This window comes from Faecalibacillus faecis (assembly GCF_003024675.1).
Taxonomy (GTDB): Bacteria; Bacillota_I; Bacilli_A; order Erysipelotrichales; family Coprobacillaceae; genus Faecalibacillus; species Faecalibacillus faecis.
This window is the reverse complement of the sequence record NZ_PYLP01000009.1, coordinates 34,307-54,053: the sequence shown is the minus strand read 5'-3', so window position 1 is coordinate 54,053 and position 19,747 is coordinate 34,307. Positions and strand designations below refer to the sequence as shown.

At 28.9% G+C, this 19,747-nt stretch carries 23 protein-coding genes; 3 read left to right on the top strand and 20 right to left on the bottom strand.

The genetic code is table 11. The features are described from left to right. Positions 1–25: 25 nt before the first annotated feature. The 7 genes from rho to C7U55_RS08290 form a co-directional block, all read right to left on the bottom strand. Positions 26–1,192, bottom strand: a complete 1,167-nt coding sequence (rho, locus tag C7U55_RS08320) for a transcription termination factor Rho (protein ID WP_106988165.1) — start codon at positions 1,190–1,192, stop codon at positions 26–28. 70 nt (positions 1,193–1,262) lie between these two features. Beyond that, a complete protein-coding gene (locus tag C7U55_RS08315; RefSeq protein ID WP_106988164.1) occupies positions 1,263–2,432 on the bottom strand; it encodes a MupG family TIM beta-alpha barrel fold protein in 1,170 nt (389 codons plus the stop codon). An 88-nt stretch (positions 2,433–2,520) separates the two neighbouring features. Next, positions 2,521–3,051: a hypothetical protein gene (locus C7U55_RS08310; RefSeq protein ID WP_106988163.1), complete on the bottom strand. Its 531-nt coding sequence runs from the start codon at positions 3,049–3,051 to the stop codon at positions 2,521–2,523. A gap of 53 nt (positions 3,052–3,104) precedes the next feature. Then, positions 3,105–4,271: a cation diffusion facilitator family transporter gene (locus C7U55_RS08305; protein WP_106988162.1), complete on the bottom strand. Its 1,167-nt coding sequence runs from the start codon at positions 4,269–4,271 to the stop codon at positions 3,105–3,107. Beyond that, the gene (locus C7U55_RS08300) at positions 4,268–4,609 is read right to left on the bottom strand and encodes a hypothetical protein (protein ID WP_106988161.1); all 342 of its coding nucleotides are present in this window, start codon (positions 4,607–4,609) and stop codon (positions 4,268–4,270) included. The genes C7U55_RS08305 and C7U55_RS08300 overlap by 4 nt, the downstream gene beginning before the upstream one ends. Before the next feature lie 60 nt (positions 4,610–4,669). Then, positions 4,670–5,455, bottom strand: coding sequence for a histidinol-phosphatase HisJ family protein (locus C7U55_RS08295; RefSeq protein WP_106988160.1), 786 nt, complete (start codon positions 5,453–5,455; stop codon positions 4,670–4,672). Positions 5,456–5,535: 80 nt separating this feature from the next. After that, the gene (locus C7U55_RS08290; RefSeq protein WP_106988159.1) at positions 5,536–6,948 is read right to left on the bottom strand and encodes a glycoside hydrolase family 1 protein; all 1,413 of its coding nucleotides are present in this window, start codon (positions 6,946–6,948) and stop codon (positions 5,536–5,538) included. A 158-nt stretch (positions 6,949–7,106) separates the two neighbouring features. Here C7U55_RS08290 and C7U55_RS08285 point away from each other — a divergent pair, with 158 nt between their 5' ends. Next, positions 7,107–7,991, top strand: coding sequence for a MurR/RpiR family transcriptional regulator (locus C7U55_RS08285; RefSeq protein WP_106988158.1), 885 nt, complete (start codon positions 7,107–7,109; stop codon positions 7,989–7,991). 23 nt (positions 7,992–8,014) lie between these two features. Here the strand turns inward: C7U55_RS08285 and C7U55_RS08280 are convergent, their stop codons facing one another. Both C7U55_RS08280 and C7U55_RS08275 read right to left on the bottom strand, forming a co-directional pair. Continuing rightward, on the bottom strand, positions 8,015–9,133 hold the full coding sequence (locus C7U55_RS08280) for a 6-phosphofructokinase (RefSeq protein WP_106988157.1): 1,119 nt from the start codon (positions 9,131–9,133) through the stop codon (positions 8,015–8,017). Positions 9,134–9,224: 91 nt separating this feature from the next. After that, entirely contained in the window at positions 9,225–10,103 is an 879-nt protein-coding gene (locus C7U55_RS08275) for an SDR family oxidoreductase (protein ID WP_162297430.1), read from the bottom strand. A gap of 115 nt (positions 10,104–10,218) precedes the next feature. Here C7U55_RS08275 and C7U55_RS08270 point away from each other — a divergent pair, with 115 nt between their 5' ends. Continuing rightward, a complete protein-coding gene (locus C7U55_RS08270; protein WP_106988155.1) occupies positions 10,219–10,758 on the top strand; it encodes a TetR/AcrR family transcriptional regulator in 540 nt (179 codons plus the stop codon). Between the two features lie 55 nt (positions 10,759–10,813). Here the strand turns inward: C7U55_RS08270 and C7U55_RS08265 are convergent, their stop codons facing one another. The 4 genes from C7U55_RS08265 to C7U55_RS08250 form a co-directional block, all read right to left on the bottom strand. After that, the gene (locus C7U55_RS08265; protein WP_106988154.1) at positions 10,814–11,317 is read right to left on the bottom strand and encodes a DUF4352 domain-containing protein; all 504 of its coding nucleotides are present in this window, start codon (positions 11,315–11,317) and stop codon (positions 10,814–10,816) included. A gap of 1 nt (position 11,318) precedes the next feature. Next, the gene (locus tag C7U55_RS08260; protein ID WP_106988153.1) at positions 11,319–11,678 is read right to left on the bottom strand and encodes a hypothetical protein; all 360 of its coding nucleotides are present in this window, start codon (positions 11,676–11,678) and stop codon (positions 11,319–11,321) included. Between the two features lie 25 nt (positions 11,679–11,703). After that, positions 11,704–11,919: a hypothetical protein gene (locus C7U55_RS08255; RefSeq protein WP_106988152.1), complete on the bottom strand. Its 216-nt coding sequence runs from the start codon at positions 11,917–11,919 to the stop codon at positions 11,704–11,706. Between the two features lie 81 nt (positions 11,920–12,000). After that, positions 12,001–13,050: a serine/threonine protein kinase gene (locus C7U55_RS08250; RefSeq protein WP_106988151.1), complete on the bottom strand. Its 1,050-nt coding sequence runs from the start codon at positions 13,048–13,050 to the stop codon at positions 12,001–12,003. A 48-nt stretch (positions 13,051–13,098) separates the two neighbouring features. On the opposite strand from C7U55_RS08250, the gene C7U55_RS08245 reads away from it, so the two are divergent. Next, positions 13,099–13,512, top strand: a complete 414-nt coding sequence (locus tag C7U55_RS08245; protein ID WP_106988150.1) for a hypothetical protein — start codon at positions 13,099–13,101, stop codon at positions 13,510–13,512. Positions 13,513–13,538: 26 nt separating this feature from the next. Here the strand turns inward: C7U55_RS08245 and C7U55_RS08240 are convergent, their stop codons facing one another. The 7 genes from C7U55_RS08240 to C7U55_RS08215 form a co-directional block, all read right to left on the bottom strand. Next, the gene (locus C7U55_RS08240; RefSeq protein ID WP_106988149.1) at positions 13,539–13,940 is read right to left on the bottom strand and encodes a hypothetical protein; all 402 of its coding nucleotides are present in this window, start codon (positions 13,938–13,940) and stop codon (positions 13,539–13,541) included. 2 nt (positions 13,941–13,942) lie between these two features. Next, positions 13,943–14,350, bottom strand: coding sequence for a hypothetical protein (locus tag C7U55_RS08235; RefSeq protein WP_106988148.1), 408 nt, complete (start codon positions 14,348–14,350; stop codon positions 13,943–13,945). A 56-nt stretch (positions 14,351–14,406) separates the two neighbouring features. After that, positions 14,407–16,404, bottom strand: coding sequence for a penicillin-binding transpeptidase domain-containing protein (locus C7U55_RS08230; RefSeq protein WP_106988147.1), 1,998 nt, complete (start codon positions 16,402–16,404; stop codon positions 14,407–14,409). A gap of 2 nt (positions 16,405–16,406) precedes the next feature. Next, positions 16,407–18,428, bottom strand: a complete 2,022-nt coding sequence (locus C7U55_RS08225) for a helix-turn-helix domain-containing protein (protein WP_106988146.1) — start codon at positions 18,426–18,428, stop codon at positions 16,407–16,409. Positions 18,429–18,578: 150 nt separating this feature from the next. Continuing rightward, positions 18,579–18,980: a hypothetical protein gene (locus C7U55_RS08220; RefSeq protein ID WP_106988145.1), complete on the bottom strand. Its 402-nt coding sequence runs from the start codon at positions 18,978–18,980 to the stop codon at positions 18,579–18,581. 137 nt (positions 18,981–19,117) lie between these two features. Beyond that, entirely contained in the window at positions 19,118–19,267 is a 150-nt protein-coding gene (locus C7U55_RS13545) for a hypothetical protein (protein WP_155522381.1), read from the bottom strand. A gap of 107 nt (positions 19,268–19,374) precedes the next feature. Further along, the gene (locus tag C7U55_RS08215; protein ID WP_106988144.1) at positions 19,375–19,683 is read right to left on the bottom strand and encodes a hypothetical protein; all 309 of its coding nucleotides are present in this window, start codon (positions 19,681–19,683) and stop codon (positions 19,375–19,377) included. Positions 19,684–19,747: the final 64 nt, after the last annotated feature.

The following is a 19,747-nucleotide window of genomic DNA, read 5'->3' as shown; positions in this document are numbered from 1 at the left end:
ATTTAAAAAGGATAGAAAAACTATCCTACTTTCTTTTTAACATTGTTTCAATAAGAGCTTCATTATCTTTTGTATTTCTAAAAAGCAAAATAACGTCATCTAAAGATTGACTTGCACGCGAACCATTTAATAAGTAATGAATATCATGATTGACTTGTAATTCTTTTTCACTTAAAAGAAGATCTTCACGTCGTGTTCCAGATTTTGCGATATCGATGGCTGGAAAGATTCTTTTTTCTTGCATTGCACGTGATAACACAAGTTCCATATTTCCTGTTCCTTTAAATTCTTCATAAATCACATCATCCATACGGCTTCCTGTATCAACAAGCGCTGTTGCAAGAATGGTAAGACTTCCTCCTTCGCGCATATTTCGAGCTGCCCCAAAGAATCTTTTGGGCATATAAAGACAGTTTGGATCTAACCCCCCTGAAAGAGTTCTTCCTGAAGGAGAACAAATCAGGTTATATGAACGTGTTAATCGTGTAATACTATCAAGTAAAATCATCACATCTTGTCCATGTTCAACAAGACGTTTTGCTCTTTCAATGACCATTTCAGATACTTTTTTATGTCGGTCTGGTGTTTCATCGAATGTTGAATAAAGAACTTCTACATTATCTCCTTCAACAGCTTCTTTAATATCTGTAACTTCTTCTGGTCTTTCATCAATTAATAGAATCAATATATGTATATCTTTATTATTTTCTTTAACCGCTAAAGCAATATCTTTTAAAAGTGTTGTTTTTCCTGCCTTTGGTGGTGAAACAATGATTCCTCTTTGTCCTTTTCCAATAGGTGCAAGTAAATCAATCATACGCATCGCTATTTTACCATTTTTTCCAAGATTAATTTTTTCATTTGGAAAAATAGGTGTTAAGCTTTCAAAAGCTTTTCTTTTCATTGCTGTTTCTAAATCATAATGATTAATTTTTTGGATATGTAATAAAGATCTAAACTTTTCTGTTGCTTTTGGTTCTCTAACAACACCTGTAATAAAGTCTCCTGTCTTTAATTTAAATTTATAAATTTGTGATTGTGAGACATAAACATCATGAGGATCTGATAAATAATTCGCATTTCTAATAAAACCATATCCATCAGGTAAAACTTCTAAAAAACCTGTTGTAATAACTCCATCATCCAAAGAATCTTTAGTATATTCTTTCTTTTCTTTTTTTGTATTTTCCATATTATCACCTCATTCATTATGTCATATTTTTCCTTTTTACGCCATAAGAAAAAGTAGATTTACATCTACTTTATTCAACAAAGGTAAAAACATCTTTGGCTTTAATATGTTCTAAAATAAAGATTTCACTTTCATCAATACGACCAAGTAAATTTCTTTGTCCATCTACTTTCATATCTTTTAAAACAATTTGAATTTCTCCTCGATAATGGGCAAGGTTGTCATTGACAATAACAACATCCCCTCTTGTATAGTGCGTCTTGGTACAAGGACGACAAGGAATTTCTTTTCCTTTATAAATCATTCTTGTCCAACGAGAACGTAACATATAATTCATACAATCTCCTAAATCACTATGCGTTGGATAATTGAATAAGATTTCTTTTTCAAGTTCTGTGATTCCTTCTTCTAATTGAATTTTAAAAGGAACTCTTTTAATCATTCCATGTGGAATAAAATCAGCTAAAAAACCAAAAGCTTCATTTTTGGGAACATCGACATAGACTTGTTTCATGACTTGATCGATTGCTTTAAATTCATCTTCGCTCGCATAAGCATTTCCAATAATGATTTCATCAACATTATCTAAAGCTAGACAATGTTTTAATTGTTCTTCTATTGGCATATCACGATGCTCTTCAATCGTTGGAAGTCCATCACTAACAGGCCATGGTCCATGACTTCCTTTAACTAAACTTGAAATAAAGATTGCGACAGGAATATTCTTTGCTTTCCAATAATTATTAATTTCATTGATTGCTTCTAAACTTGGCGCAGTATATCTTTCTGGATAGAAATTATGACATGTTGAAATATTTTCAGGTTTTGCCCCATTTTTAATAGCGGCTTCAATGATTTCAATAAAGCTTGTTGACATTTCAATTTTGATACCTTCTTTATTATTGATCAATGTTGCATCCCTTTCATCATTAAAACTAAAATCCATTCTTAAAATATCGACACCAATTTCCTTAAAAACCGAAAGATCTGTTTCAGTTGCACCTAATCTATGAAAAAGTTCGCTGTTACAATCCCCAGAAACAACCATGCCATATTTATGAACGATTTTTGTAAAATCTTTAAAATATGCAATCACTTCTTCCTTTGTTCCTGATACAGAAAACATGCTCGTAAATACTTTTTTAAATCCATAACTTGATGCCATTTTTAAATACGCATCAATTTCTTCAAGAACTTCTTGTTCTGGATATAAAGAAACACCTAACATGACTTTTTCCATAAAAAATCCTCCTATGAGAGATATTATAACATGTATATACAACCCTTACAATCATTATTGTATTAACAAAAAATCCGAAACAAATTACTTATTTAAAAATTAAATTTTTTATTTTTCTATAATAGTTTTCTAAAGTATCATTCAAAATGGTTATGATAAACCCAACATAATTGAGTATTGCAAAAAGTTCCACACATATAGTTTTGGTGTAATAATATTGTATTGTAACCTCTAACAAAAACAAAAACATAAGAATCGTTCCTATAAGTTCTATCACATTTTCAATTGTAATAAATATAGCTATGCACTGTTTTAATTCGTCACCATCATAACAAAAATATTTAATTATTTTCAAATATACATATCTTGTAACTATATACAAAGCAAGACAAGCAGTTGGACCAAAAACTATTAAATTTGTATTTTTTAACTCATTAACATAATTAAAAATAGAAAAAAATTGTCGCAAAATATCTATTTTTTCTATATCAATTGTTGTTGGCATAATGAACATGCTTAAAATAAAGACCAAAAACACTTTTTCAATAGCATATATTCCTTGTACTATATTTCCTTTCATTTTTACTTCATCCCAAATTTCTTTTACAATATTTTCCATTTTCTTCTCCTAATTATAATATCAATATTATAAAAAGAGGATTTCTCCTCCTCTTAGACAAAAGCATGATCAATTTCAATAACACAATGGTATTCATCATTTATTTGTTTAACTTGTGCACTAATCATATTTTTTAAAATTTGATGACTAATTTGATCATTTGCAGGAATTAATACATCAAAAATTAAATTTGTATGATTTTTCCCTGGGACCATACGAAAATCATGAATCGAATAATTTTCATTAATATGTTGAACAATTTCTAAAACTTGTTGTTTTAAAGCAAGTAACTGTGGATTATGAATATCTACAGGATCATAATGAATGGTTGTATGAATATGATATTTTTCTTGGATAGCTCTTTCGATATCATCAATTTCTTCATGAATCTTCATAATATCTTCGCGACTGTCTACTTCTACATGAAGTGTCATAAACATCCTTCCTGGACCATAATCGTGCATCATTAAATCATGAATTCCTAAAGGTTTTTCATAAGACATAATAAAATGTTCAATACTATCAATTAAGGCTTTATCTGGTGCAAGTCCTAGTAAAGGATTGATTGTATCTTTAAACACATTGATTCCTGCAAGAATAACAATGATAGAAACAATAGTCCCAATAATACCATCTACTGGTAAATCGGTAATCAAAGTAAGTAATAAAGCAACGAGTGTCGCAAATGTCGTGACAACATCATTTAGACTATCTTGTCCTGCTGCTTTTAAAGATGAAGAATCTATTTTATTTCCTATTTGATGATTAAAATAATACATCCATAATTTAATAAAAATAGAAACGACTAAAATAATTACCGCCACAATTGAAAAAGTGACTTTTTCAGGAACAAATATTTTAACAACTGATTCTTTCAATGATTGAATACCTACAACTAAAATCAAAAAGGCAATAATCATTCCTGCAATATATTCATAACGTCCATGTCCATAAGGATGATCGTTATCAGGATGTTTATTAGCAAGTTTGAAACCAAATAAGGATGCGAGATTGCTTCCAACATCAGATAGGTTGTTTAAAGCATCTGCTTGAATTGCTACAGAATGAACAAAGAGACCTATTGTTATTTTGAAAATAACTAAAATAATATTGCATATAATCGACAAAATGGAACATAACGTTCCATAAGCTTGTCGTACTCTTTGATTTTTATAGTCATCATAATCATCTATAAATTTCTTAACAAGATAATTGATCATGATAAAACATCATAAACAAAGATATTTTGTTTATCTACCTTTATAAGTTCTACTTCTTCTAGTTCTTTAAGATATTTGTTTACTTTTTCTTGATCTACTTCTTTATTTGCAAGTTCTGCGAGATTTGCTTGGATTTGTGGATTATCCACTTTAACATAAGCAAGATTTTCTGTTGTATAAACTGCTTTATTTTTCATAGTTTCTAATATTGAAACATAAGCAAGTTTTGTTTCTAAACGTAAATTTTTATAGTGATCAAATAATGCTTTTGGCATATAAAATTCATCTTTTGATTTTTCAATAACTTCTTTTAAACTTTCTTTTGTATATAACTCCATAATTCTTTCTCCTTTTGTTTCTATATTATACCATATCTTAAAAAAAAGAACACATTCCCTTTAATCTTTAACTCTACCCGTAAATGTTGAAACATCTTCAAAACCAATTTCTTGATATTTTTTAGCAACCGTTAAACAGTTTTCTCCAACACGATCACTAGTATGACTATCCGTTCCAATTGTAATAATGCGTCCCCCTAAATCATAGTAGCGTTGAACTTGTTCATAATTTGGAAAACCACATATTTTTAAATCTTTATACCCTGATGTATTAACTTCTATACCTTTTCCTTTTTTTATTAATGTTTTAAAGATTTCATCAATAATATCTTGGTATTTTGCATGATCCACTGTTTTATCTTGGTAAGGACCATAACGAACAATATAATCCAAATGTCCTAAAACGTTAAAACAATCAAAAGCTTTTACACATTTTAATGTTTCTTCAAAGAATTCTCGATGTGCTTCTTCTTTGGTTTTTCCTTTAAAGAACTCTCCATAATAAAATTCTGTATGGTGGATAACATGAATCGAACCAATAACAAAATCAAAAGGATAACTTTGAATAAGCTTTTCAATTTCTTCTTGATGCTCCAAATCTAATCCCATTTCAATTCCCCATTTAATCGTGATTTGATCTTTAAATTCTTCTTTTAAAGCTTGAATTGTTTGATAATAATTTTCAACATCTAATTCAAACGAATCAATGGGATAATTAAAATCACGATGATCAGTAAAACAAATTTCATCTAAATTCATTTTTATAGCTTGTAAAACATGTTCTCTAGGATTCGCTTCGCTGTCTCCCGAAAAATGTGTATGCATGTGATAATCGATGACTCTCATAGAATAACCTCCGTTTTTGTCATTATAACAAAAAAGAGAAAATATTTCTATTTTCCCTTTTTACAAAATTATATTATAAATTAATCTAAATCAGCACCGTTTGATTCGAAAGCTTTTTTAATCCATTGATATGATTTTTTAGGAATACGTTTCATATCTCTTAAATCTTTATTTGTTCTATTTACATAAACGAATCCATAACGTTTATCCATATTACACATACTTGCAAGAATATCAATTGGTCCCCAAGTAATATACCCTAAACAATCAACACCATCTTCAAAGATTGCATTTTCCATTTCTTTGATATGATCTCTATGATAATTAATACGATAATCATCTTCGATAGTACGACCTTCAGCTAACATTTGATCTATTTCTTCTTGACTCATATCTTCACGCCAACCAATACCATTTTCAAGTACAAATACTGGAAGTCCAGTTCTATGATGTAAATCATTTAATGTCCATCTAAATCCAATTGGGTCGATTTCCCAATCCCATTCATTTGCTTTACAATGTGGGTTTTTAATTTGTTTTTCGTTAACACATTCATGAGCAGGTCTTTCATAATCAAATTCACCTGCTTTAACAGTATTTGAACGATAGTAAGAGAAAGCAATATAATCAACAGTATATTTTAATAATTCTTCGTCACCTTCTTCAAAAGTAGGCATCCATCCTCTGTTTTCAAGATAAGCGTTCCAGTAATCAGGATATTTACCTTGAGCAAATGTATCAACTAAGAAACCATTTAATAAATTATATCCTTTTGTTGCAAAGAAATTATTTTCTGGACTATTTTCATAAGCATAGATATTTGTAATAGCTCCCATTCCACAGAATTTAGCATCTGGTTGCATTTGTCTTAAAGCACGAACCGCTTTACAGTGAGCCATCATAACATTGTGGTTTACTTGATATAAGTGTTTTGGATAACTAACGCCTTCAGGAATAACTTCAGCATTAGAAACACGTAACATCATACTGTGTAAGTTTTGTTCGTTGAATGACATCCAATGTTTAACACGGTCCCCAAATCTTTCAATACAAACTTTTGCATATCTTTCAAAACAATCTACAACATAACGTGAGGCAAATCCATTATATTCTTTTACTAAATGATAAGGCATATCAAAATGAACTAATGTAATCATTGGTTCAATACCTGCAGCTAATAATTTATCAATTAAATCACTATAGAATTTAACTCCTTCTTCATTTACTGGTTCATCTAATGTTCCATTAGGAATAATACGAGACCAACAAATAGAGAAACGATAAAAGTTGAATCCCATCCCTTTCATTAATGCAATATCTTCATCATAACGAGTATATTCATCAATAGCATCGTTCCAATCTGAAAATTCAGGATTCATTGGTCTTACATCATAAACACATAATCCTTTTCCGCCTTCATTTCTATGTCCTTCTGTTTGGAATGATGAAACTGATCCACCCCAATAAAAATCTTTTGGTAATTTTCTTTCCATAAAATGTTCTCCTTCTTTTATATCCACCTAACATTTTAATCATCTCTTCTTGAAAGTAAATATCTTCAACTTTCCTTTTTATAATGTTTCATATTTAATTTAAATAAAAGCCATTTCATGAAACTTTGTTTCATGTTATACTAAAAACGGTGATAAAAATGAGTATAATGACACAACTAGAATTTGAGCTTGATTTCTCCCATTCTGAAAAAGAAATCGCTCACTATATTTTAAACGAAGGAGAAAAAGTTCTAAGTCTTTCAATTAAAGAACTTGCAAAAAAAACCTATACATCTCCTGCCACAATTGTAAGACTTTGCCATAAATTAGGATTAAAAGGCTATGGTGATTTTAAAATAAAATATTCTGCCGAATTACAATTCGATTTAGCTCACACCGATCGTATTGATGTCAATTTTCCTTTCAATGAAGAAGATAATGATTCTATGATTGCTTATAAACTCGCTAGTTTAAATCAAGAAGTAATTGCTGAAACAATACAGCTTATTGATTTTGAGCAACTTCATCAAATTGTGGAACTACTTGATCAAAACAAAGATGTCGATATCTATGGAACAGGAAATTCATTACTTGCAGCTATGTCTTTCCAACATAAAATGATGCGAATACAAAGAAATGTCAATTTAAAGATGCTCGCTGGAGAACAAGTCTTTATGTCTTATAATTCCAATAAAAATAAAATTGCGATGATTATTTCTTATTCTGGTGAAACCAATGAACTTATTAAAATTGCTGAAATTTTAAAAGAAAAGAAAACTCCTATCATTGTTTTAACTTCTGTTGGCGATAATCGTCTTTCCCATTATGCCAATTATATTTTAAATATTGGTTCAAGAGAAAAGATTTTTACCAAGATTGCTCCTTTTGCTTCACAAACATCGATTGAATATTTATTAAATGTAATCTTTTCTTGTTTATTCAAAAAAGATTATGAAACAAATATTCAAAATAAAATAAGCTATGATAAAGAAAACGATGTCCGCCATCCTTTACATAGCCCTGTTAATGATATTACAGAGTAAAAGCCCATCGCTGGGCTTTTTTATTATTCATCACCAAATGAAACACCAATTGCTTTAGCCGCTTTAACAAGTTCACCATTTGGATCAACATGTTTTTGTTGACCAATCTTCGCAGCTCCGATTACTTCTTCTAATGAAGTATATCCCATTTTATCACCATTGATTGTAACCACATTACCAAACTTACCTTCATTAATAAGTTCAACTGCAGCCACTCCATAACGGATTGATAAGATGCGATCATAAGCTGAAATATCTCCTCCACGAATAATATGTCCTGGATTAACCGAACGTACTTCATGATTTGGAATTACTTTTTCAAGATCATCCGCTACTTTTGCAGCAAGTCCAGAATAGCGTACAGGATCTGGACTATCTTCTACGATTTTACCAATGACTTTTGTTCCGTCTGCATATTTAGCTCCTTCAGCAACAGCAACAACAGTATAAGGTAATCCCATTTCATCACGTTTTTTAATTGCTCTTGCAACATTTTCAATTGTAAATGGAATTTCTGGAATCAAACATACACCGGCATTTCCTGCAAGACCTGCATATAAAGTAATCCATCCTGCATCACGTCCCATTAATTCGCAACAAATAACACGATGATGTGATTTAGCTGTTGTTTGTAAACGATCAATAAATTCTGTACCTACCGACATTGCTGAAATAAATCCATAAGTAACATCTGTACTTGCAAGATCATTGTCCATTGTTTTAGGAACTCCAATGACATTAACACCTTTTCTTGAAAAATCACGTGCACTTGTAAGTGTCCCATCGCCGCCTAAAATAACAAGAACATCAACACCATCTTTTTTTAAATTTTCAACAGCCACATCAGAAACATCTTTCTTCACTTTTCCACCATGACCATCATCTACCAAATAATCAAAAAGATTATCTTTATTCGAACTATATAAAATAGTTCCTCCTTCTTTATAAATATCTTCTACTGATTCTTCAGTAAGTTCCACATAATTATTATGATATAAACCTCTATAGCCATAAACAAAACCAATCACTTCATAGCCATATTTAGAGATTGCTGTTTTAGTAATTGTACGAATAACAGCGTTTAAACCTGGACAATCTCCTCCCCCAGATAATAATGCAATTTTTTTGACAGTACTTCCCATAATTTTCTTCCTCCATACTATATAATTATAAATTCACATAGAGGAAAAAACAATACTTTTTTGTAAGCGTTTACAGTTATTTCTTATTTTTTTATTTATCACTTTGTTGTTGCATCATTTGATGAATAGCTTCTAAAGAAATTGCTTGTTGAATTGGTTTAATACTTGCTCTTTCTTCTATTGTATTTCCATAATCAACTTCCATCAATACACCTGAAGCATAGGAAGCCATTTGGCTATTTAAAAATACAATTGGACCTGCCATTTCTTTTGAATACGCTAAGCGATTTGCATACCCACAATGAGATAATAAACCTTCTTCTCCATGTGCCATTTCTGTAAATTCATTTTTCATTCCTGTATCTGTTGATCCTGGCAATACCGCATTTACTCTAATTTTTTTACTTGCAAATTTCTTTTGTAAATAAGCTGTATAATAATTCATTGCTAATTTTGCAAAAGGATATCCTAATGTTCCAGGTAAATATTGAAATCCTGTTTTCAAGATGGATTCCACCGTAGCATCCCATCCAACAGATGCAATAGCATCTAAATAATATTTTTTATTTTCTTCTTTTTCCCAACCATTTCCACCAGTTGATGTCATAAAAGCAATTGTTCCATTTTCAGTCATAGAATGAATAAGATATTCTTCACAAATATATTTATTCGCAATAAAATCAATACTTACTGTTGTCATAAAATCATTTTTCATACCAGAAACTCCAGCTATGCCAAAAAATGAATCAACATGTTTTGGTAACTCCTTCATTGCTTGATTGATTGAATCTTTTTTTGATAAGTCTACCTGTACAAATTTTTCAATACCTTTTACATCACATGCATTCCAATCAAGTGCATATACTTTTGCCCCTAAATCCACCAATATTTCTGCTGTCGCTTTTCCCATTCCAGAACTAGCTCCTGTAACAATAACAACTTTTTCTTGATAACCAAAATAATCTTTCATATAATCATTCCTCCATAATTTCATTATATTTTAAAATATATTTTTCACAAATAAATATGAACATATTTAGACAATGTGTAAGGATTATGTTATAAAAAAAGAGAGGTGATTTTTTATGAATAAAGCTATCAAAACAAAAAATCAAATATCGCAAGCACTTATTGAATTGTTAAACAACAAACCACTTGATTTAATTACAATAAAAGAACTTGCTAAAAAAGCTGAAATTAGTCGTACTGCTTTTTATAACAATTTCAATAATCTAGATGATGTTCTTAAATATATTTACCAAAGAGCACATAAACAGATTTTTAAAGAAAAATACTCTCAATTAGAATATGTCTATAGTGATGAACATATCCTAGACATGATTTCTTTCTTTGATAAAAATAGTAAATTATTACTTGTTCTTATAAAATGGAATCTTATAGAACTTATTGCAAAATATAATACAGAAATCGTACTCAGTTATACACAGCACTATAAAAATAAATTTATACGCGAACATGCTTTTTATTTTATTAGTTATTATCACGGTTCTTTGTTTAATATTTGTACCTATTGGATTACAAATGGTAAACAAGAATCTATAGAAACTCTTTTTAAAATAATTAAAGAATTTGAAAAAATAAAATTTATACAAAAAGCAACCTAAAATAAGTAAACTACGATTTTATACTTATTACAGATTGCCAAACACTCATACTTTATTATTGAATTGGTAGTTCATAAGTCACTTTATTTCCAAAATAATCCAAATCAACAACAAGTTTAATTTTAGAACTTTGTTGCTTTAAACCATAAGCTTCTTCTCCTTCGCTTTTGGTCCCGATGGGTGCCGTTTGAGGATACGTATTAATAGATGCTGGGTAGGTTTCACAAACATTTCCACCCTCATCAATTACTTTAAAATTAACGCTTGAAAAATAAACATCTTCTTCACTTGCTATATTTTCATAAGAATAATGAATGATAATGACTTGTTCTGGTTGGCTATCCGCAAATTCATTACGATCACTTGTATTGCTTACTGAATTTACAGTGAAATGAACACGTTCTTGACCATCTTTTTTATATGTTATTGTTTCTCCAACACCATAGATTTTTTCTTCTGTCTTTGTCTGGTTATTTGTTTCTTTTCCTTCTTCACTACTGCAGGCACATAAAGCAAACGATGTTAATAAAACCAGACAGATACTTAATATCTTTTTCATCTTAATAACCTCTCTTCCTTAGTTTAACAAATGATACAATCGCAAGTCCCATATTAATAAGACACCAACCAGCCCAAATATTTAAATCGCTATAGCTTCCTGCCATGCTAAAGCCTAAGAAAGCTCCTAAACCAAATAAAATACCTAAAGCAATATTCCCTGTAGTTTTTTCGCTATTTCTTACGACAATTGAAACAATCCCCCCTGAAAGCATAAAGATAGAAACAAATAAGCCAGCACTTCCCCCTACTTCTCCATTTGAGGAAAGTGTATTTGCAGTTCCAACAAGCATTGATTGAAAAAAGACAATCACACTAAAAATAATTGATAAAATTCCTGCTACTAATTTCCAAATTTTCATATTTTCCCTTCCTTTCTTTAGAAGCCTATTTCTCTAATTTTTCTATTTTTTCATACAAGATACATAATTCATTAATTCCTAGTTGCAAATCATTTAAAATCGTAAACATCTGTGATTCAACTCCTGTGAGTTCATCCATTTCATTTAAGATTTTTAAATGATCTTTGATACCTTTAAATAAAGATGCTAAATAAAGAATTTTTCCTGATATATCTTTTTCTTGATAATCTTCTATATCCATAACTTTCCTCCTTTATAAGAAATAGACTACAAAAGAATTTTAACGAAAAAAGTATAAAAAAAGGTGCCCCGTGAGGGCACATTACTTAAATAATGCGATAAAAAATGTGCCAACCAAAAGAACACCCAACATTAAAACAAACCAAGAAACAATAGTTGATATTACTTTAATCAATGTTTTTTGTCCTTTATAATAAGGCAAATAATCTCTTAATGATAAATAATTCGTTGATAAAACAAGTGTAATCACAAACCATAAAATCAAAATCATACGATAAACAAAATAATCTAACACAGTAGCTTGTCCTTCTATCTTAAAAGTGGAAACAAGTTCAATCGCTAAACCATATCCCATTACTGCAAGAATCATTTTCCATATCTTATGACTACGAAAACCAGGTAAGCAATAATTTTGTTCTTTTCTTTCAATAAGTTTATTTTGATAAAATAATTGATCTAAACGTCGTATAATTTCTTGCATATCTTGATAGCGTTTATGAGGATCGATTGAAATCATCTTATCAATAACATTTTTTTCAAAACCATGATAATTACATTCTCGAGGAAGATTATTAGTGAGTAAAACATGATATAAAACACCTAAAGAATAAATATCACTTCGTGCATCCGTTTGGTAGAAACCAAACTGTTCAGGTGCAGCATAACCTTGACTTCCTAAAACCGTAGTATCTCTTTTTTGATTTTCATGATAATTTCGTGCAATGTCGAAATCAAAAAGATAGACGTGCTTTCCATCATAAAAAATATTTTCTGGTTTAATGTCACGATGAATGATTGGTGGTGTTTGTTTATGTAACACATCTAAAATAACACATAATTGTCTTGTAATTTGATAGGCTTCTTCATGTGAAAAACACCTTTCTTTTAAACAATCCTCAAGTGTATTACAAGAAATATATTCTTCAATAATTTCTAATTCTTCTTCATTTTCTTTTAAAGAATAAATGTGAGGTATTCCTTGAAGATCTAATTCTTTTAAAGTTTTCCAAACCTCTTTATTATATGCTTTTAGTTCTTTTTTAATATAAATCGTTCTTTTATCAAGTTCTCTTACTAATGTAATTCTTTTTTGTGGTGTTTCTTTAATTACTTCCAATTCTAAAACTGTCATATCTTGTCTCTCCGTAAAATATAGTATATCATATTTTTAGGTGATGATATGATTTTAACAGAAGAAATAGAAAACTCTTTAAAAAATGAAGCAGAAATTGATGATCTTTTAAAACAAATTCATGATATGGATTTTTCTGAATATATCCATCATTTATTTGAAAAATACCATTTAAAAGAAGCCGATATTATACGAAAATCAGGATTAGAAAGAACATATGCTTATAAAATTATTCGTGGTGAAAAAGGAAAAAATGCAAAGGATAAAATCTATCGCTTAGCGCTTGCTATGAATTTAACCCAAAAAGAAACAAATCATTTATTATCTTTAAATAATGCAGGTGACTTATATCCACATAATGCCAGAGATCTTATTCTATTAAATGGCTTGTTAAAAAAACAAACCGTAGAAGAAGTCAACATTGAACTTTATAATCATGATTTAGAGCCTTTAAAAGACTAATAGGATTCCTAATGGAATCCTATTTTTTATTTATTAAACGCCTCATTAAGCTTATAAACAATTGTCTTTCCATCGTTTTTATGGATTGTTATTTCAATAAAATCTTGTCTTTGATTAATATCTATATTCTTTTTTGTTAAAGGTTTTCCTGCATTATCAATATCAATATCTATCACATCAATTCTATTACTCAATCTTATTTCTAGATGATTCTTTTCAAAAAATACTGGTTCTCCTCTTTCAAAAATAACAATAGAATCACGATTACTTATTTTCTTTTTTAAAATAAGATGCTCTTGTTTATCAAATTGATGAAAAATCGAAAAATAGGAACCATTATAAATACGGGTAAAAATCATTGTAGAAACAATACAAAATATCATAAATGTTTCCACACCAAAAATAAATAACTTTACTTTATATTTCATAGCTACTCCTTTTGTATTATAGACCTGATTGTCATCGTTGGATGATTCCTCATATAAATTGATGGAATATACCTTTTCCATTTAACATTTACATCTTGAGTATTATTAAAATCAAGATTTTCACTTGCATAACATACTGTTGAATAGCTATATGTTTCTAAATTATTAAAGGTAATATCTACACGGATATGTCTATCAAACAATGATAAACTCCATTTTTCATATATTTGTACCTTTGCTTTTGATGTTGCATCCCTATTTTCATAAAGTAATACGTCTTCAGGTTCATCATGAATTATTAAATCCCAAATAGTATTATTAGAAAAATAATTCATTACTATAAATAAAGAAACGATGCCAATCATAAGCGTTTCAGTAATCACAAGTTTCTTTAAAAGATACTTTCCCATTTTCTTCCCTTCTTTAAAAAATGAATGAAACTTCGTTAGAAATTTTATTCATTTAGTTAATCACTTACTTGAGATAAATATAAATCTAATGGTGCTTTTGTATGTTCAACAACATAACCACTACCACCACGATTTTTGACATCTTCCACAACAGTTGTCATTAAAATAGGTTGTTTTTCATCTGTCGTCATGATTGTAAACCAACCAAGTTCTGTTCCTGTTGTATCACTTTGACTTTGTTTAATTTCTGCCGTTCCTGTTTTTCCTGCAAGAATGACATGATCATGATAGATGGCATGTCCTGTTCCATTTTCATCCACAATGACATTAATAAGATCTTCTTTTATTGTTTTTGTTGTCTCTTTTGAAAAAACATTTTTAATCCATGTTTTTGTTTGTCCTTGAACTATATGTGGCTGATAGATTGATCCATTATTAACAAAAGCACTATAGATACTTGCAAGCTGAAGTGGATTCATCAAAATTTGTCCTTGTCCATAACCACTATCTGCAATTAATTGATCACTTACTTTTTGATTTTTATTGATATACTGACTTTTATTTAAAGCAAGTTCAAAAGGAATCTTTTCAACAATCTTTAAGTTTTTATAATACTTAAATAAATTATCTTTTCCTATATTTAACGCACTTCTTGCAAAATAAACATTATCAGAATACGTGATTGCATTCCTTAAATTATTAGGTGAAGGAGCATGTAATGTTGTTACATAATAATTACCCCAGCTTGAATCCTTTTGCCATTTATCCTTAGCCACTAAATCTTTATCAGGATCAATGGCTTTTGTTTCTAACCCAATAGCTGCCGTAATAGGTTTCATGGATGACCCCGGTGTATAGGTTTGTTTATAACGACTCATCAATGGTTGGTTGACATCATTATTTAAAGCATTCCATTTATCTGTTGAAAGTCCTAAAACAAAATCATTGTTTGAATAGGATGGTGTTGATACAAGTGCTAAAACTTCTCCTGTTTTTGGATTGAGAGCAACAGATGCACTTTTATCATTTTGATACTCATTATAAAGACTTTGTTGTAAATCAATATCGATTGTGAGTGTAATATCTTGTGGACTCATTTTAACTTCTTTATGACAAAGTTCTTTAATAACTTTATCATTTTTATCAACCAGATCAATTTTACCAGATGTGATTCCTCTTAGCTTTTCTTCATAGGCTGCTTCAATTCCACTTCTTCCAATGACTGAAGTCGAATTATAGCCTTCATTTTTATGTTTTTTTAAATCTTCAGCATTAACATTTTGAACATAGCCTACGATATGTGAAGCCACTTTATCGTAAGGATACGTACGAATACTCACTGTCGAAATTTTAACGCCGTTGATACCTAAAATATTCTTATTGATTAAATCGTTTTTAGTTGCTTCAGAAACAGTTTTGATAGGTACAAAAGAATCATCATTAATCCAAGATGCACTCATTTTCTTTTGAAGGGTTTCAACATCTGTTTCTAAATACTGTGCAATTTGTCCATAATCATTTTCACCATTTAGTTTTCCTTTTACAAGTCCAACAGAATAACCTTTTCCATCTTCAGCAAGAACTTTTCCATTTCTATCTAAAATGCGTCCTCTTTTTTCAGGATTATATGTTGTTATTTTTATTTTGCACCCATCAGTGTAACCATCCATAATCAGTTCTTTATTAAATTGGATTTGTTCATTTTTGACCCCTACTTTATTTCGATAAGTAATTCTTCCTGCAAGGGTATCAATATAGATTAAATATTCAATGACATTATCTTGTTCATCTAAGATTTTTATTTGAATATTTTTTGCATCGATTTCTTCATAAAATTCTTTATATTTTTCAACAAAGTATTTTTGTGTAGGTGTATACACTGTTTTGGAATTTAACATTTGATACATTTGTTTATAATCTTTCTTTTTTAAAAGTTCAAAATACTCTGTAACAACTTGTTCATTACTTTTCCCTTGATTAAACACAAAAAACACAGAAACCATCAGTAAAACACAGGCACTTATTCCAATGATCCATTTCTTTTTATCTTTCATTTCTACTGTCCTCCTACAGAATATGCATAATCTTCATTTGTTGAAACGTCTTTTTCAATAACAGGATCACACTTTACTAAACCAATATCCCCTGGTACACGATAACCAACAAAGGCTACCAAATAACAATCCTTTCCCTTTTTTATACGATAATGATATGTAATATCCATGGTTTCTGTTTCACCTAAATAGGTAATTGTCGATGTATAGGTCATTTCAACATAGAAATCATTAATATCTCCCGCTAAAACTTTGATTTGTTTAATTTGCCCCGTTTCTTGTGCTTCATCCTGTTTAAATAATTTTAAAGAATGAAAATAAGCATCTCTTGTCACAACATAAAAGTCATTGGATGATGAAGGAACTTTGAAAAGAGATTCTCTATCATCAAAATCAGGTAATGTTGAGTCTTTTTTCAAATAAGCAACCATTTTATTAACAAGCTCTTTAGCTTGTTTTCGATAGTCATTATCAATTTCTTCTTGTTCTTTTTTATCTTCTTTATAGGTCCCACAATAAAGAGTTACACTTGAATCTTTTTGAAGATTATAAATTTGAATTGTTCCATTTTTATCTAAAAGATTATCCTCATTTAAAATACAGTTTTCATCTAAGGCAATAATATATTGAGCTTCTTCATCTTTAGATAAAGTTAAAGCAATCGTCCCATTTTGTTTTGTTTCATCTGCGTCAAAATATTGCGTTTTATTTTTTATTTTTAAAGTTAATTGTCCTGCATTTTCTTTAAGATACGTTTTTGTTTCACCGTTATTTTTATTAAACCATTCCCCTTGCAATGTAGGAAAAATATTAAAATATGAAATTCCATCACCGCGATCACCAAAAGTAGATACATACACTTTCTTTTGATTTTCTTCGTTATTATAAGTAAAAACATAGCAATCATTCGTAAGCCATTTTCCATGATAACCTTTTATTTCTGTAGAAACAGTATCACTTTTTCTAGCAAAGCATAAATAAGTATAATGGTAAATGTCTAAACGGTGGTCATTATCATCATATTTTAAAACAGCTCTGTTTTTTAAATTTGAAGAAAAAGATGAAATTTCTTCATCTTTTTGAAAATACTGGAATCCAAAAATAGAAATTACAACAAATACTAAACAGCCTATTAAAGCATATTGAATCTTAATCTTCTTTTTCTTAATTAAACAATAATTAATGAAAAAACAACATAAAATAATGAGATTAAATATAATTTGATTCATTGAATGAATATATTCAAATTCAAATCGTTTTAAAATAACTAAATAACCAAGTTGTAAGACCAATAATGAACAACCTATAACACTGGTAAATAAAGAAATTAAAAATGAACTCTTCTTGATCTTTGTTTCTTTTATATCATTTTCTAATTGATCTAAATCATTAAGATCAACGAATAAAATCTTTTGATCTTTCTTTAAAAGTATAAAATCTTTATAATTGATTCTTTTAAATTGTGGAAAACTATAAAAGATTTCTTCTTCATCTTCTTGATAGATCATTCCATTATCTTTAAATGTATAAAAGACTTCACGTTCTTTAAAAGTGTTGCTTTTAAAAAAGATTTGTATAAAAGGAAATAATATGAGAATAATTCCTAAAACAATAAAACTTTTACCAAGAATATCTACATAATGATGAATATATTGTTGCAGTGGTAAAAAAGCAAAACCCCCTAAAATAAACATAATTCCTATAAAATTGAATAGCCAATAAGCCTTACTTTCAAAATAATGATCTCTCAAATATTTTTTATAATATTTCTTTTTTATTAAAAAGTTTTTCTCATATAGAATATTTTGAACTTTATTTTCTTTTCCCTTCAATAAATCATCAACACTTATATCAAGAACACTTGCAAGATCAACAAGAATCGAAATATCAGGTAACCCTGCCCCGGTTTCCCATTTAGAAATTGTCTTATTAGAAACAGATAATCTTTCTGCCAGTTCCCCTTGGGTCATTCCTTTTTCTTTTCTTCTCTTTGCAATTACTTTTCCAATTTTTTTACTATCCATATAAACAACTCCCTTACACCTATCATACTAAAAACTTTCTTTAAAAGATACAACATTTCATCTAGAGAATATGTCTACGAAGCGTGGAATTCCTTGATATTATGTGCTTTTTTTAAAATTGATTAAAAAAAGAATTTTATATTTTTTCATCTATTCCTCATTTCTTAAAGGTTTTCTTTTATCTCTTATATAAATTTTAGCATGTGCTAAACACATAAAACAAATCATATAAAACTGTGGATTGTTTGAAAACATTGTTAAAATTCGATCAAAACCATAAACTAACAAATCAAAAAGAAGAATCATTAATAACAAAATTGTATTTCTTTTTATATTAATTGAGATTTTTTTTCTTCGCATGTAGGCCTGTAATGTTACATAAAGTAAACATAAAGTTGAATAAAAATTAAACAAAATCACTAAAAAAGTATAAACTCCAGCCCCTTTTTCTGTGCATCCATAAATTGTCCAAAGTCTATAACCGATATAAAGACAAGCTTCTAAAGCATAATATAGATATATCAAATAAAGATCTATTTTTTTCCTTATCATAACCTCTCTGAGGATATATTATAAATTATACTTGTGTAAATCTTGTGAAAAACGAACTATACAGACTGATTGTTCTTAATGGAATCAAAAAAATATAATAAGATATTAAAAGCTCGTACAAAACGAGCTTTATAAGACTATCTTTTGTTTTCCCATTTAATGTTTACATCTTTACCATGATGTGCTAGACCTATATAGATGACTTTTCCTTTTAATTCATAACCATATTTATTATCTTTGATTTGTTGAATAGCTTTGTTAGATAACTCATCTAATGCTTTTTTCAAGTTCCTTTAGTAGCTATAGTAAAAAAACAGATTTCTAATATTTGTGAAATCTGTTTTTATTTATACTATTTTAATTTCATGTCAGAACCATTTGAATAATATAATCATCATACTCTTTTTACTAATTTTTTAGAAGCAGCCACCATAATTATTGTTCCAAAAAATAAACATCCAACTCCTAAATAATAAAATATTTCTTTAGAAAAGATACCTTCTAAAATAAGACCTAAAGAAAAAATAATTTGTCCCAAACAATTACTCTTACAATAATCTCTAACAGATTCATTTGTATACTTCTTGTTCATTCCTTTTGTTAGAAACGAGTTCCCATTTGCTATTAAAAGAGCTATAATCATTAAAACCACGCCAAGTCCTGTAATAATGCCTACTCTTACAATCTCTGCAAAATTATTCATAATATTTTTCCTCCTTTTTGAACCTTTTCTATTTACTTAATTATATCATAGTAAAGAAAAAACT

What these genes read in the sequence shown, in the direction of transcription:
- C7U55_RS08225 (WP_106988146.1), bottom strand. Translation starts at nt 18,428, where the DNA reads ATGGATAGTAAAAAAATTGGAAAAGTAATTGCAAAGAGAAGAAAAGAA.
- C7U55_RS08310 (WP_106988163.1), bottom strand. Translation starts at nt 3,051, where the DNA reads ATGGAAAATATTGTAAAAGAAATTTGGGATGAAGTAAAAATGAAAGGA.
- C7U55_RS08280 (WP_106988157.1), bottom strand. Translation starts at nt 9,133, where the DNA reads ATGGGAAGTACTGTCAAAAAAATTGCATTATTATCTGGGGGAGGAGAT.
- C7U55_RS08295 (WP_106988160.1), bottom strand. Translation starts at nt 5,455, where the DNA reads ATGAGAGTCATCGATTATCACATGCATACACATTTTTCGGGAGACAGC.
- C7U55_RS08285 (WP_106988158.1), top strand. Translation starts at nt 7,107, where the DNA reads ATGAGTATAATGACACAACTAGAATTTGAGCTTGATTTCTCCCATTCT.
- rho (WP_106988165.1), bottom strand. Translation starts at nt 1,192, where the DNA reads ATGGAAAATACAAAAAAAGAAAAGAAAGAATATACTAAAGATTCTTTG.
- C7U55_RS08260 (WP_106988153.1), bottom strand. Translation starts at nt 11,678, where the DNA reads ATGAAAATTTGGAAATTAGTAGCAGGAATTTTATCAATTATTTTTAGT.
- C7U55_RS08215 (WP_106988144.1), bottom strand. Translation starts at nt 19,683, where the DNA reads ATGAATAATTTTGCAGAGATTGTAAGAGTAGGCATTATTACAGGACTT.
- C7U55_RS08275 (WP_162297430.1), bottom strand. Translation starts at nt 10,103, where the DNA reads ATGAAAGATTATTTTGGTTATCAAGAAAAAGTTGTTATTGTTACAGGA.
- C7U55_RS08250 (WP_106988151.1), bottom strand. Translation starts at nt 13,050, where the DNA reads ATGACAGTTTTAGAATTGGAAGTAATTAAAGAAACACCACAAAAAAGA.
- C7U55_RS08220 (WP_106988145.1), bottom strand. Translation starts at nt 18,980, where the DNA reads ATGATAAGGAAAAAAATAGATCTTTATTTGATATATCTATATTATGCT.
- C7U55_RS08305 (WP_106988162.1), bottom strand. Translation starts at nt 4,271, where the DNA reads ATGATCAATTATCTTGTTAAGAAATTTATAGATGATTATGATGACTAT.
- C7U55_RS08240 (WP_106988149.1), bottom strand. Translation starts at nt 13,940, where the DNA reads ATGAAATATAAAGTAAAGTTATTTATTTTTGGTGTGGAAACATTTATG.
- C7U55_RS08255 (WP_106988152.1), bottom strand. Translation starts at nt 11,919, where the DNA reads ATGGATATAGAAGATTATCAAGAAAAAGATATATCAGGAAAAATTCTT.
- C7U55_RS08300 (WP_106988161.1), bottom strand. Translation starts at nt 4,609, where the DNA reads ATGGAGTTATATACAAAAGAAAGTTTAAAAGAAGTTATTGAAAAATCA.
- C7U55_RS08315 (WP_106988164.1), bottom strand. Translation starts at nt 2,432, where the DNA reads ATGGAAAAAGTCATGTTAGGTGTTTCTTTATATCCAGAACAAGAAGTT.
- C7U55_RS08230 (WP_106988147.1), bottom strand. Translation starts at nt 16,404, where the DNA reads ATGAAAGATAAAAAGAAATGGATCATTGGAATAAGTGCCTGTGTTTTA.
- C7U55_RS08265 (WP_106988154.1), bottom strand. Translation starts at nt 11,317, where the DNA reads ATGAAAAAGATATTAAGTATCTGTCTGGTTTTATTAACATCGTTTGCT.
- C7U55_RS08290 (WP_106988159.1), bottom strand. Translation starts at nt 6,948, where the DNA reads ATGGAAAGAAAATTACCAAAAGATTTTTATTGGGGTGGATCAGTTTCA.
- C7U55_RS08270 (WP_106988155.1), top strand. Translation starts at nt 10,219, where the DNA reads ATGAATAAAGCTATCAAAACAAAAAATCAAATATCGCAAGCACTTATT.
- C7U55_RS08245 (WP_106988150.1), top strand. Translation starts at nt 13,099, where the DNA reads ATGATTTTAACAGAAGAAATAGAAAACTCTTTAAAAAATGAAGCAGAA.
- C7U55_RS08235 (WP_106988148.1), bottom strand. Translation starts at nt 14,350, where the DNA reads ATGGGAAAGTATCTTTTAAAGAAACTTGTGATTACTGAAACGCTTATG.